We start from the raw sequence: 12220 nt of genomic DNA, 5'->3' as shown, positions 1-12220 counted from the left end.
CGTCAGCTCCGGCCGATGACCGGGGCGAGCCCGCGGGACCGTCCGACCGCTTCGGGGAACCCGCATTCGGCGAGCCAGTTGGCCAGCATCCGGTGGCCGCCCTCGGTGAGCACCGACTCGGGGTGGAACTGGACGCCCTCGACGGGCAGCTCGCGGTGGCGCAGGCCCATGATCACGCCGCTCTCCGTCCGTGCGGTCACCACCAGGTCGTCCGGCACGGTGCCGGGCTCGACCGCCAGCGAGTGGTAGCGGGTCGCGGTCATCGGCGAGGGCAGGCCCTCGAAGACGCCGCCGTCCTCGTGCTCCACCAGCGAGGTCTTGCCGTGCAGCAGCTCGGGCGCGCGGCCCACCACGGCGCCGTAGGCCACGGCGATCGACTGCAGGCCGAGGCAGACGCCGAACACCGGCAGGCCGGTCGAGGCGCAGTGGTGCACCATCTCGACGCAGACGCCGGCCTCCTCCGGGGTGCCGGGACCCGGGGAGAGCAGCACCCCGTCGAAGCCCCCGTCCCCGGCGCGGCGCACGGCGTGCTCAACGGTCACCTCGTCGTTGCGCACCACCTCGCAGGTGGCGCCCAGCTGGTACAGGTACTGGACGAGGTTGAAGACGAAGCTGTCGTAGTTGTCGACCACGAGGATCCGGGGCGAGCCTGCGGAGCTCATGCGTGCTTCTCCTGGGGTGGGTCCGGGGTGCGGATCGGGCAAGGGACGGGGGAACGGCGGCCGGTCAGCCGGTGCCGCTCTCCACCGTGACGTCGCCGAAGGGCAGCAGCGGTTCGGCCCACGGGAAGACGTACCTGAACAGGACGTAGACCGCCCCGAGGACGAGCAGCAGCGAGATGATCGCGCGGACCGGGGTGTTCCCCGGCAGGTGGCGCCAGAGCCAGCCGTACATCGAGCTCCTCGGATTGGGGTCGGGGACCAGATTAGACGCCGTACCGCCGGGGCACGCCGTCCGTCGCCTTCCGCACCCCCTAACGAGCGGCCTGGGCCGAGAGATCCACCGAGCCCTGGTAGGCCGGGACGGTGAGGTCGCCGCTCTCCTGGACCTTCCAGCCGAGCCCGTAGGCGGCGACGTACTGCAGGTAGTTCTTGATGGCCGGGTCGGCGTCCACCGCCGAGCGCAGGGCGTCCGTCCTGCCGACCGCCCGGATCACGTACGGCGGGGAGTAGACCCGGCCCTGCAGCAGCAGGGTGTTGCCGACGCAGCGCACCGCGCTGGTGGCGATCAACCGCTGGTCCATGACCTGGATGCCCTCGGCGCCGCCCCGCCAGAGCGCGTTGACCACGGCCTGGATGTCCTGCTGGTGGATGACCAGGTCGTTGACGCCGGGGTCGGGCACGCCGGGGATGCGGGCGGTGGCGTTGGGCGGGGCGTCGTTGAGGGTGACGGTGAGGCCGGGGCCGCGCAGCGGCTCCAGTCCGGCCGTCCGCTCCAGAGCGTCCAGGTGCGCGGTGTCGGCCGGGTCCTGGCTCTGGTCGCCGGCCAGCCGGTCGACCTGGTCGTGCAGGCCGCCGATCTGCGCCTGGATCTGCTGGTTCTGGGTGCTGCGCTGCTGTATGACGTCGCTGAGCCGCAGCAGGGAGTCGTCGGTGCGCAGGTCGGTGCCCTGGGCGGTGCGGGCGCTGATGTAGAAGAGCAGACCGGCCAGCGCGAAAACGGTGCAGGTCAGGGCACGGCCGACAATTCGGATGCGCGAGGGGCGGCGAACTGCCGGAGAAGGGGGAATCATGGAATTAGGCACCGTACCCTTATCTCCTTCAGACCCGGCGAACCACTACGCTAACGGACGCCGGTGGCATGTGCGGAGCACGTCTCCCGCTACGGACCGGCCCCACACAGCCGCCGCGCTCCGCTGCACACCGCGCGGTCACAGCGCATCGACAGGAGAGCCCCTCGTGCCGAAGTCCCGAGTCCGGAAGAAGGCCGACTACACGCCGCCGGCCACCACCGCCGTGAAGATCAGCTCCGGCCGCGGCTGGGTCGCCCCGCTGATGCTGGCGTTCTTCCTCATCGGCCTGGTGTGGATCGTCACCTACTACGTGACGAGCGGCGACTGGCCGGTCGGCAGCTGGGGCAACTGGAACATCCTGGTCGGTTTCGGCTTCATCGCGGCGGGATTCGGCGTCTCGACGCAGTGGAAGTAGCAGCGCGGCGCATCCGTTCCGCCTGTCGCCGCCCCGGTCCGTCCGGGGCGGCGTTTCGCTGCCCGCCGTCCAGGCGATCGTACGTTTATCCACACGGTTATCCACACTGGGGAAAACTCGCCCCGGCCTGTGGATAACCTGTTCGCGTTTCCCCGCCGGGCCACGGCCCGCATTCCACGGAACCATGAATTCACCGAGGGGGACGCGCGTAGACCCGGCGAGTGAACAGCGGTGATGGAACAAGCTGTGCACAACCCGCCGCGCGCTGTGGACAACGACCCGTTCCACGGCCGTCCTCAGGCCCCCAGGCGGGCCGTCTCCACCACGACCATCAGCACCACCACGGCCAGCACGCCGGCCACCGTCAGCCCCTGGACGAGGTTCCGGCGGGCCCGCGGCGCGTACATCAGCCCCGCGCCGGTGACCGCGCCGGCGATCAGCCCGCCGACGTGCGCCCGCCAGTCGATCGCCGACACCGAGAAGGTGATCACCAGGTTGAACACCAGCAGGGCGATCACCGGCCCGAGCGGCGTCCGGGTCACCCGGAACAGCACCGCCGTGGCGCCCAGCAGCCCGAAGATCGCCCCGGACGCGCCCACCGAGTAGACGTTGCCCCCGGTCACCACGTACGCGAAGGCGTTCCCCGCCAGGCCGGACAGCAGGTACAGCGCCAGGTAGCGCACCCGTCCCAGCACCCGCTCCAGCTGGGGACCGAGCACCCAGAGCGAGACCATGTTCATCAGGATGTGGAACGGCCCGGCGTGCACGAAGACCGCGGTGGCCAGCCGGTACCACTCCCCGGGCCCCTCGGCGACGCCGAAGCGCACCGGGAAGGCCCCGGCGTGCGTTCCGCTGAGCATCGCCAGCCGGACGCCCCACTCCGGGCTGAGGTACTCCGTCACCAGGAAGACCAGCGCGTTGACCGCGATCAGCGCCTTGGTGACCAGCGCGCCGTCCGTCACCGGGAGCCCGCCGAAGAGGGTCCTGGCCGGCCGCCGCTCCGCGGCCTCGCCGCGCACGCACTCGGGGCAGTGGAACCCGACCGAGGCGCTCACCATGCAGTCCGGACAGATCGGCCGGCCGCAGCGGGAGCACCCCACCCCGGTCTCCCGCTCGGGGTGCCGGTAGCAGCCCGGCAGCGGCGCCGGCCCCTCCGGCTGCGGACGTACGGGCTCGTCCGGAAGCATCCGGGATTCCCTCCTCGTGACAGGTCCCGGCGGCCGCCCTGCGCGGGCACCACCAGGACCGTCCAGGCTACTGCCGGCGGCTCAGCGCCGGGTGATCTCCACCGACTCGATCACCACGGGCCGCAGCGGACGGTCGTCGCCGTCGGTCGCCACGGCGGCGATCCTCTTCACGACCTCCCGGGCCGCCGGGTCGGTGACCTCGCCGAAGATCGTGTGCTTGCGGGTCAGCCGGGTGGCCGGCGCGACCGTGATGAAGAACTGCGAGCCGTTGGTGCCCGGGCCGGCGTTGGCCATCGCGAGCAGGAACGGCTTGGTGAACGCCAGCTCCGGGTGGAACTCGTCGGCGAACGCGTAGCCGGGGCCGCCGGTGCCGTCGCCCAGCGGGTCGCCGCCCTGGATCATGAAGCCGTCGATCACCCGGTGGAAGACGGTGCCGTCGTAGAGCGGCCTCGCCACCTTCTCGCCGGACTCCGGGTCCACCCACTCGCGGGTGCCCTCCGCCAGCTCGACGAAGTTCGCCACCGTCCGCGGGGCGTGGAAGGGGAAGAGGTCGACCACGATGTCGCCCTGGTCCGTCCTCAGGGTCGCCGTGCGCACGTGGGCCACGACCGTCCTCCTTCGTTCCGGGTGTCACCCCGGGTCGCTCCGGTCACTCGGCACCGGAATCATCCCACGGGCCCCGCGGACGGCCCAGCCCGGCGTGCCCCCCGCCGTAACGGGATGCATGATCTCGAAAGAGGTGGAAATGTGCATACCGGACGCCACCGAAGAGGAGAAGCCCGTGACCCGTCTGGACTCAGCGCGCGAGAACGCCGGCTGGAACAAGGAAGCCGCCGCCGCTTACGCCGCCACTGCCAAGGACGCCGCGCTCCACTACGCGGACGAGGCCAGGCAGCGGTTCGGCCCGGCCGTCGAGGCGCTCGGGCCGAAGGCCGCGGCGGCCGGTGCACAGGCCCGCAGCAGCGCCACCCAGGCCGCGCAGGCGGCCCGCGTTCAGTACGCCAAGCACGTCGCTCCGCAGTTGGAGCAAGCCTTCCTCTCGCTGCCCCCGGGCGCGCAGCAGAGCACCCTGAAGGCCGTCCACCGCGCCCAGGAGGCGGCGCTGGCCGCCAAGATCAACGCAACGAAGGCCGCCGGGCAGGCCAAGGCCACCCTCGGCCCCAAGGTCACCGACGCGTACAGCGGCGCCAGGGCCACCGTCGTCCCGGTCGCCCAGGAGGCCCAGGTCCGCGGCGCCGCGGCGCTCACCGCGCTGCAGGGCCACGTGACCGCCTCCGAGATCAGCGAGCTGGCCGCCAAGAACATCAAGAAGGAGAACCGCAGCGGCTGGGCGACCGGCCTCGCGGTCGGCGGCGTCGTCGCGATCGGCGCCGGCGTCTGCGCCTGGCAGTGGTGGCGCAAGCAGAACAACCCGGAGTGGCTGGTCGAGCCCCCGGCGGGCGCGCACAACGGCACCGGCACCCACACCGCCGACCGGCCCGCCGACACCGGCACCACGGCTGCGGACGCCCCGGTCAACGGCTCCGTCCCGCACGACCAGCAGCAGGGCGGCGACACCACTCCGAAGCCCACCCCGCCGCCGCCGAGCCGACCGGACGCCGACCGGCCCAAGCCGCACGACCCGCGCAAGCCGCACTGACGCCGGCGAGACACCGGACTGACACCGGGGATCCGGCCCCGGGAACGACGATCGGCCGCCGACCTGATTCCAGGTCAGCGGCCGATCCGTGTGTGGAGCTTAGGAGATTCGAACTCCTGACATCTGCCATGCAAAGACAGCGCTCTACCAACTGAGCTAAAGCCCCAGCAACAGTGCGCGAAGAGCCGTGCACTGCGCACTAGCGTACCCGCTCCCGACGGAAATCTTGAGCGGGCCGCCGACAGCGGCCCCGGCCGGGCAGGCCGGACCGGGACCGACGAAGATCGTCCAGGGTCTCAGCGACCGGCCGGGACCGGGTCGGTGGCCTCGGTCCACAGGTCCTGCTCGGCGCGGTCCGCCTGGACCTGACGGTAGACAAAGAAGCCGCCGAGGGCGACCAGGGCGACCAGGAGAAGCTTCTTCACCGCGGGACCTCGTCCTTCTTGCAGATCGGATGTACGAGCATCAAGGGCGGTCGGGCCGACAGACCGCCCTGCGGCCGATGATACACACCGGTAACCCGCTTCCGAGCGGCCCGCCACCGCGTCCAACGCCGCTCTCCCCGTGCCCGATTGACGCGACGGCTCCTAGCGGCGGCCGTCGGCGCCCGAACGGGCGGACAGCACCGCGGTGCCGCGCTGCAGGTCGACGCCGCCGCGGGGCGGGGCCCCGTCGCCCTCCTCGTCGCGGAGCATCAGCGTGGTGCCGCGCTGCTTCAGCTCGTGCTGCTCGCCCGCGGCGAACTGGGCGTGCAGCTGCTCGAACCCGGTGGCGGAGACCTGGCCCTCCCGGCCGGCACCGCGCCACGGCAGCCGTCCGGCCCGGCGTGCGCGCAGGGCCAGCTGATCCACCGCGGCCAGGGCCACCAGGGCACACACCAGCCCGGGCAGGCTCATCGCCCAGAAGATCGCCACACCGACCGCCTCCCGTCCCGGGCCCTTGTCCGTCGGCACCAGCCTGGCGGGCCCGGAACGAAAGGTCCAGGGACGTGGATCACCCGGTCAGCGGCCGAAGCTCCACCTGCGTGGCCGAACGGCACCGAGCCGACCGAGGCCGCGGCGGAGCTCGGCGACGTCCTCACGGAGTTCGCGCAGGTCGTGGGCGACCTCGCAGAGCCGGGCGCTCATCGCCCGCACCACGGCGCGGTCGGCGAGCACCATCCGCTCGCAGACCGCGAGCCGGTCGCCGACCTCGCCGGCCAGGATCCACTGCTCGGCGGCGGTGAGGAAGCCATCACGGCCGATCGGCACGGCGGCCGCCTCCTCGACGTCGAGCAGGTGCGACCGCACCTGCCGGGCGACGTCGCTGTCGCGCAGCAGCATGGCCACGTCGAGCACCGCCCGGCGCGGATAGAGCTCCGCGCGCCATCCCCCATTCGAGTTAGGCTGCAACTTGCAGCCGGGCGTGACCTGGGCTTTTGCATTCCTGCGGACGACCTTCAGGCCGTTGTCCACAAGCTCGGCCCGATGCCTGTGGACAACCGCGTTGATCGCACGCTCGCCGACCTCGAAACAGTCGGCGACCATCCGGGTCGTGATGTGCAGCCCGTCGGGCAGCAGGACGAGCGCCTTCACGCGGTCGAGCGCCTCGACCCGGTCGCACGTGCTGCGGCGGAGAGTCGGGGATTCGAGCAGGGCAGCTTCCCCGGACACGGGTACGCCTCCGGAAACGGAGTGGATGGTGGACCGCCCCGTCACCCCGGGCCGGGGGCATGGTCTTCCGCCGGCAGGAGCGGAGGTCGCATCACGTCCACGGATCCAATGACCGGTTCCGTCGCCCGGCGATCCCCGACTTCACGGCGGTTTCGAGTCGCCCAACCCCGAGGTGCCTCCGCGTACCCGGTCCAACGAGCGGTGAGCGCGCTGCATCACGCCGGTCCACCGTCGGCTCGGGCGGCAAGGTGAGGAGCCCGCCCGTCCATGATGTGAGGCGGCCGTTGGCAGGCCCTCCGCGAACCGGCCCGCCTCTCTGCCCGTGGGGTGGGCACGGCACAGCCGTTCTCCGGCCCGGTCGGGCTGATTCGCCGTCGGCGTGGCGTGGTGGCGTAACGGGCAAACAGAAGGGCCCGGATGACGAGTCATCCGGGCCCTTCTGGCAGGTGGGGCTAACAGGACTTGAACCTGTGGCCTCTTCCTTATCAGGGAAGCGCTCTAACCGTCTGAGCTATAGCCCCTTGCCGCACTGAAAGATTAGCGGACCGACGGCCGATCTCCCAAATCCGTATCGGCCGGATGCTCCGATCGGTGCCGGTCGGAGCTGTGGCGGGCCTCGGCGAGCCACTGCTCACGGGTGGCGGGGAGGCCGCTGGCGCCGGCCTCGGTGGTGCGGACGGCGAGCACCTGGTTGATGCCGATGCGGTTCTCCTCGAAGGCGACGGCCGAGGCGGCCATGTACAGCCGCCACACCCGGGCACGGCCGCGGCCGACCAGCTGGGCCGCCGTCTGCCAGTGCGCCTCCAGGTTGGCCACCCACTCGCGCAGGGTCAGTGCGTAGTGCTCGCGCAGCGACTCGACGTCCCGGACCTCGAAGCCGGCCTCCTCCAGGAGGGAGACGGTGCTGCCCACCGGCGCGAGCTCGCCGTCGGGGAAGACGTACCGGTTGATGAAGGGGCTGGGGACGTAGGGCTCGCCGGGGCGGTCGGGGCGGCGGGAGATCTGGTGGTTGAGCAGCCGGCCGCCGGGGGTGAGCAGCCCGTACAGGCCGCGGGCGTATCCGAGGTACTGGACGGCGCCGACGTGCTCGGCCATGCCGACGCTGGAGATCGCGTCGAAGGGGCCGTCGGGGATCTCCCGGTAGTCCTGCAGCCGGACCTCGATCCGGTCCGCGAGACCGGCGTCGGCGACCCGGCGGCGCGCGTACTCCACCTGCTCGGCGGAGATGGAGACGCCCACCGCGCTGACGCCGTAGTGCCGGGCGGCGTGCAGCAGCAGGGAGCCCCAGCCGCAGCCCACGTCGAGCAGCCGCAGGCCGGGCCGCAGCCCCAGCTTGCGGCAGATCAGGTCGAGCTTGGCCTCCTGGGCGGCCTCCAGGCTCTTGGCCCCGGGCGTCCAGTACGCGCACGAGTAGACCATGCTGGGGCCGAGGACGAGCCCGTAGAAGTCGTTGCCGACGTCGTAGTGGTGGCTGATGGCCTCGCGGTCCCGGCGGCGGCTGTGGGCGCGCCCGTGGCCCTTGGGGACCTCCTCCGGCGGGGGAGCGGGCTGCGGGCCCACGGCGCCCGTCACGAGGGCGGTGCGCAGGGCGCGCCGCCCGGGGCGCGACAGGACGTCGGCGAGGCCGGGCCGGTGCACGTCGGTGCGGTCGGAGAACCGGCCGACGGCGGAGAGCACCTCGTAGAGGTCGGTGTCCGGGGCGGTGTCGATGTCCCCGGAGACGTAGGCGCGGGCGAGGCCGAGCTCACCCGGGTGCCAGAGCAGGCGGCGCAGGGCGCGCCGGTTGCGCAGGACGAGTCCGGGGGCGCCGGGCGGGCCGGCGGTGCTGCCGTCCCAGGCCGTCAGGCGCACCGGGATCCGGGCACCGAGCAGTGACTCCACCGCACCGACCAGCTCCGTCGCGACCTCGGCCATCAGACACCTCCGAGCAGCCATACCGGACAGTCCGGGCGCCCCCGGCACCGCCACAGCCAACCGCCGCCCGGGGCCGCGGGGCCGTCCGGCACGCCGGGGCGGTGGCGCTGTCACCCGGATGCCAGCGGGCCCCGACAGCTGCAACAGCCGTCGGGGCCCGCGTTGTTCCCGGGAACTGACCCGATGTCAGTGATCCGGGGGTGGTGGTCAGTCCTCCTCGGCGAGGGTCAGCTCGACACCGCCGGTGAAGCCGGCCGCGGTGTTGTAGATGAACGCCGAGAGGGTGGCGAGCGCGGTCATCAGCACGACGTCGATGATGGCGATCAGCGTGGTGAAGACCATCACCCGGCCGAAGCCGATGTACTCCATGAGGTCGAAGCCGCCGGAGGTGTCCGAGCCGGTGACGTCCTTGAGCGTGCTGGTCAGCGAGTCGAAGACGCCGAGCGCGTTGAGGACGATCCACAGCACGGCGGAGGCCACGATGATGACCACGCCGACGGCCAGCGACAGCAGGAAGCTGACCTTCATGACCGACCACGGGTCGGCCTTGATCACCCGCAGCCGGGCCTTGCGGACGCGGCCGCCGGCACCGGCACCGGCGGCGGAGCCGGGGCTGCCGGAGGGCCGGCGCGCGGCCGGGGCGGACTGCGCCGCCGCGCCGGGGACGCGGGTTCCGCGGGCCGGCGTGGGCTGGCCCTTGGAGTACGTGGTCGGCTGCGAGTAGCCGCCCGGCGAGGGCGGGGCGCTGGGGGCCGGCGGAGTGCCGCCGCCCGCGGGGAAGCCGCCGGTGCCGCCGGAGCCGGGCTGGCCGGCGGAGGCGACGGGGGGCATCAGCGAGGTGGAAGCGGCCGGGTGCTCGGCCGGAGGCTGCGGTACGCCGCTGTAGGGCGTTCCGCCCTGCGCGGCACCCGGAGCTCCGCCCGCGGCACCTCCCGCTCCGCCCGTGGCTCCACTCACCCTGGTCCTCCCGCCGTTCCTTCCCGGGAGGCCGCCGCCGCCCGGTCATCGTCTGTCGGCCGGCCCCGGCCAGGTGGGCCGGCGCCGGTCGGCGGCCGGCGCGCCCCTCGGGGAGGGCTGCGCCGGCCGCCCGGACGTGCGGTCAGGCCTGGTCGGCCGTGCCGTCCGCCGTCGTCGTGTCCGCGGCGGCCTGGGCCTCGTCGGCCTCGCCCTCCGCGGTGTCCTCGTCCTCCGCCTCCGCGTTGCGGGCCATGCCCACGACCGCGTCGCGCTTTCCGAGGTTGATCAGTTGGACGCCCATGGTGTCACGTCCGGTTTCACGGACCTCGGAAACCCTCGTCCGGATCACGCCGCCCGAGAGGGTGATGGCCATGATCTCGTCGGTCTCCTCGACGACCAGGGCCCCGACCAGCGAGCCCCGGCCCTCGACGATCTTCGCCGCCTTGATGCCGAAGCCTCCGCGTCCCTGGACACGGTACTCGTCGACCGACGTGCGCTTGGCGTAGCCGCCGTCGGTGGCCGTGAACACGAAGGTACCCGGCCGGATCACGTTCATCGAGAGGAGTTCGTCGTCCTCGCGGAAGGCCATGCCCTTCACGCCGGAGGTGGCGCGGCTCATCGGGCGCAGCGCCTCGTCCGTCGCGGTGAACCGGATCGACTGGGCCTTGCGGGAGATCAGCAGCAGGTCGTCGTCGGCGGAGACCAGCTCGGCGCCGATCAGCTCGTCGTCCCGGCCCTCGTCGTCCTGGCGCAGGTTGATCGCGATCAGGCCGCCGGAACGGGGGGAGTCGTAGTCCTTCAGCGCGGACTTCTTGACCAGGCCGGCCCGGGTGGCGAGGACCAGGTACGGCTTGTCCTCGTAGGTGCGCACCGCCATGACCTGGGCGATGTGCTCCTCGGGCTGGAAGGCGAGCAGGTTGGCGACGTGCTGGCCGCGGGCGTCGCGGCCGGCGTCCGGCAGCTCGTAGCCCTTGGCCCGGTAGACCCGGCCCTTGTTGGTGAAGAACAGGATCCAGTTGTGGGTCGTCGTCACGAAGAAGTGGTCGACGATGTCGTCCTGCTTCAGCTGGGCGCCGCGGACGCCCTTGCCGCCGCGCTTCTGCGAGCGGTAGAGGTCGGAGCGGGTGCGCTTGACGTAGCCGCCGCGGGTGATGGTGACGACGATGTCCTCCTCGGCGATGAGGTCCTCGATGGAGAGGTCGCCGTCGGAGGGGATGAGGGTGGAGCGCCGCTCGTCGCCGTACTTCTCGACGATCGCGGTGAGCTCCTCGGAGACGATCCCGCGCTGGCGGACGGGGGAGGCGAGGATCTGGTTGTACTCGTTGATCTTCGCCTGCAGCTCGTCGTGCTCGCTGAGGATGCGGGCGCTCTCCAGGGCGGCGAGGCGGCGCAGCTGCATCTCGAGGATGGCGTTGGCCTGGAGCTCGTCGATCTGGAGCAGGCCCATCAGGCCGGTGCGGGCGGCGTCGGCGCTCTCCGAGGCCCGGATGAGGGCGATGACCGCGTCGATCTGGTCGAGGGCCTTGAGCAGCGCGCGCAGGATGTGGGCGCGCTCCTCGGCCTTGCGCAGCCGGAAGGTCGTCCGGCGGACGATGACCTCGATCTGGTGGGCGACCCAGTGCCGGATGAAGGCGTCCAGCGAGAGGGTGCGCGGCACGCCGTCGACCAGGGCGAGCATGTTGGCGCCGAAGTTGGTCTGCAGGTCGGTGTGCTTGTACAGGTTGTTGAGCACGACCTTGGCGACCGCGTCCCGCTTGAGCACGATGACCAGGCGCTGGCCGGTGCGCGAGGAGGACTCGTCGCGGACGTCCGCGATGCCGGCGATCTTGCCGTCCTTGACCAGGTCGGCGATCTTCAGCGCGAGGTTGTCCGGGTTGACCTGGTAGGGCAGCTCGGTGATGACCAGGCACTGGCGGCCCTGGATCTCCTCGACCTCGACGACCGCGCGCATGGTGATCGAGCCGCGGCCGGTGCGGTACGCGTCCTCGATGCCGCGGCGGCCGACGATCAGCGCGCCGGTCGGGAAGTCGGGGCCCTTGATCCGCTCGATCAGGGCCTCCAGCAGCTCCTCGTTGGAGGCCTCGGGGTGCTCCAGGGCCCACAGGGCACCGGAGGCGACCTCGCGGAGGTTGTGCGGCGGGATGTTGGTGGCCATGCCGACCGCGATGCCGGTGGCACCGTTGATCAGCAGGTTGGGGATGCGCGAGGGCAGGACGGTCGGCTCCTGCGAGCGGCCGTCGTAGTTGGAGGCGAAGTCGACGGTCTCCTCGTCGATGTCGCGCATCATCTCCATGGCCAGCGGCATCATCTTGCACTCGGTGTAGCGCATCGCCGCGGCCGGGTCGTTGCCCGGGGAGCCGAAGTTGCCGTTGCCGTCGACCAGCGGCATCCGCATCGACCACGTCTGGGCGAGGCGCACCAGGGTGTCGTAGATCGACGAGTCGCCGTGCGGGTGGTAGTTGCCCATGACGTCGCCGACGACGCGGGCGCACTTGTAGTAGCCCTTCTCGGGGCGGTAGCCGCCGTCGTACATCGCGTAGAGCACGCGCCGGTGCACCGGCTTGAGGCCGTCGCGGACCTCGGGCAGGGCCCGGCTCACGATGACGCTCATCGCGTAGTCGAGGTACGAGCGCTGCATCTCCGTCTCGAGCTCGATCGGCTCGATCCGCAGGGTGCCCTGGGCCTCGGTGTTCTCCGGAGTCTCGTCGCCGTCCGGACGGTTGT

The 12220-nt window shown here is 71.9% G+C and carries 13 protein-coding genes and 2 tRNA genes; 2 read left to right on the top strand and 13 right to left on the bottom strand.

Going from position 1 to position 12220, the window contains the following annotated elements:
* Positions 1 to 2 precede the first annotated feature (2 nt).
* The 3 genes from ABD353_RS09445 to ABD353_RS09435 form a co-directional block, all read right to left on the bottom strand.
* Positions 3 to 662, bottom strand: a complete 660-nt coding sequence (locus tag ABD353_RS09445; protein WP_344623028.1) for an aminodeoxychorismate/anthranilate synthase component II — start codon at positions 660 to 662, stop codon at positions 3 to 5.
* 64 nt (positions 663 to 726) lie between these two features.
* A complete protein-coding gene (locus ABD353_RS09440; protein WP_344623027.1) occupies positions 727 to 894 on the bottom strand; it encodes a hypothetical protein in 168 nt (55 codons plus the stop codon).
* A 79-nt stretch (positions 895 to 973) separates the two neighbouring features.
* Positions 974 to 1732 carry a DUF881 domain-containing protein gene (locus ABD353_RS09435; protein ID WP_344623026.1) on the bottom strand — a complete coding sequence of 253 codons (759 nt, stop codon included), beginning with the start codon at positions 1730 to 1732 and terminating at the stop codon, positions 974 to 976.
* A 166-nt stretch (positions 1733 to 1898) separates the two neighbouring features.
* Between ABD353_RS09435 and crgA the strand changes: the two genes are divergently transcribed.
* A complete protein-coding gene (gene crgA, locus ABD353_RS09430; protein WP_344623025.1) occupies positions 1899 to 2147 on the top strand; it encodes a cell division protein CrgA in 249 nt (82 codons plus the stop codon).
* A gap of 296 nt (positions 2148 to 2443) precedes the next feature.
* Here the strand turns inward: crgA and ABD353_RS09425 are convergent, their stop codons facing one another.
* Together ABD353_RS09425 and ABD353_RS09420 are read right to left on the bottom strand one after the other, a co-directional pair.
* The gene (locus ABD353_RS09425) at positions 2444 to 3334 is read right to left on the bottom strand and encodes a rhomboid family intramembrane serine protease (RefSeq protein WP_344623024.1); all 891 of its coding nucleotides are present in this window, start codon (positions 3332 to 3334) and stop codon (positions 2444 to 2446) included.
* Positions 3335 to 3415: 81 nt separating this feature from the next.
* Positions 3416 to 3940, bottom strand: coding sequence for a peptidylprolyl isomerase (locus tag ABD353_RS09420; RefSeq protein ID WP_344623023.1), 525 nt, complete (start codon positions 3938 to 3940; stop codon positions 3416 to 3418).
* A 175-nt stretch (positions 3941 to 4115) separates the two neighbouring features.
* Here ABD353_RS09420 and ABD353_RS09415 point away from each other — a divergent pair, with 175 nt between their 5' ends.
* Positions 4116 to 4973 carry a DUF5324 family protein gene (locus ABD353_RS09415; protein WP_344623022.1) on the top strand — a complete coding sequence of 286 codons (858 nt, stop codon included), beginning with the start codon at positions 4116 to 4118 and terminating at the stop codon, positions 4971 to 4973.
* A gap of 93 nt (positions 4974 to 5066) precedes the next feature.
* Here ABD353_RS09415 and ABD353_RS09410 read toward each other — a convergent pair.
* The 8 genes from ABD353_RS09410 to gyrA all read right to left on the bottom strand — a co-directional run bounded on the left by ABD353_RS09410 (position 5067) and on the right by gyrA (position 12167).
* Positions 5067 to 5139: transfer RNA gene (locus tag ABD353_RS09410), tRNA-Ala, on the bottom strand.
* 130 nt (positions 5140 to 5269) lie between these two features.
* Entirely contained in the window at positions 5270 to 5398 is a 129-nt protein-coding gene (locus tag ABD353_RS09405; RefSeq protein ID WP_014137031.1) for a DLW-39 family protein, read from the bottom strand.
* 162 nt (positions 5399 to 5560) lie between these two features.
* Positions 5561 to 5869 (bottom strand): DUF6191 domain-containing protein, encoded by a 309-nt coding sequence (locus ABD353_RS09400; protein ID WP_344623084.1) that lies wholly within the window; start codon positions 5867 to 5869, stop codon positions 5561 to 5563.
* Between the two features lie 105 nt (positions 5870 to 5974).
* Positions 5975 to 6625: a hypothetical protein gene (locus tag ABD353_RS09395; RefSeq protein WP_344623021.1), complete on the bottom strand. Its 651-nt coding sequence runs from the start codon at positions 6623 to 6625 to the stop codon at positions 5975 to 5977.
* A 447-nt stretch (positions 6626 to 7072) separates the two neighbouring features.
* A tRNA-Ile gene (locus tag ABD353_RS09390) sits at positions 7073 to 7146 on the bottom strand.
* Positions 7147 to 7162: 16 nt separating this feature from the next.
* Positions 7163 to 8539, bottom strand: a complete 1377-nt coding sequence (locus ABD353_RS09385) for a class I SAM-dependent methyltransferase (RefSeq protein ID WP_344623020.1) — start codon at positions 8537 to 8539, stop codon at positions 7163 to 7165.
* Positions 8540 to 8746: 207 nt separating this feature from the next.
* Positions 8747 to 9370 carry a DUF3566 domain-containing protein gene (locus tag ABD353_RS09380; RefSeq protein ID WP_344623019.1) on the bottom strand — a complete coding sequence of 208 codons (624 nt, stop codon included), beginning with the start codon at positions 9368 to 9370 and terminating at the stop codon, positions 8747 to 8749.
* Between the two features lie 268 nt (positions 9371 to 9638).
* Positions 9639 to 12167 carry a DNA gyrase subunit A gene (gene gyrA / locus ABD353_RS09375; RefSeq protein WP_344623083.1) on the bottom strand — a complete coding sequence of 843 codons (2529 nt, stop codon included), beginning with the start codon at positions 12165 to 12167 and terminating at the stop codon, positions 9639 to 9641.
* Positions 12168 to 12220 lie beyond the last annotated feature (53 nt).

This window comes from Kitasatospora arboriphila (assembly GCF_039528095.1).
In the GTDB taxonomy this organism is placed as follows: Bacteria; Actinomycetota; Actinomycetes; order Streptomycetales; family Streptomycetaceae; genus Kitasatospora; species Kitasatospora arboriphila.
This window is presented reverse-complemented; position numbering and strand designations above follow the sequence as displayed.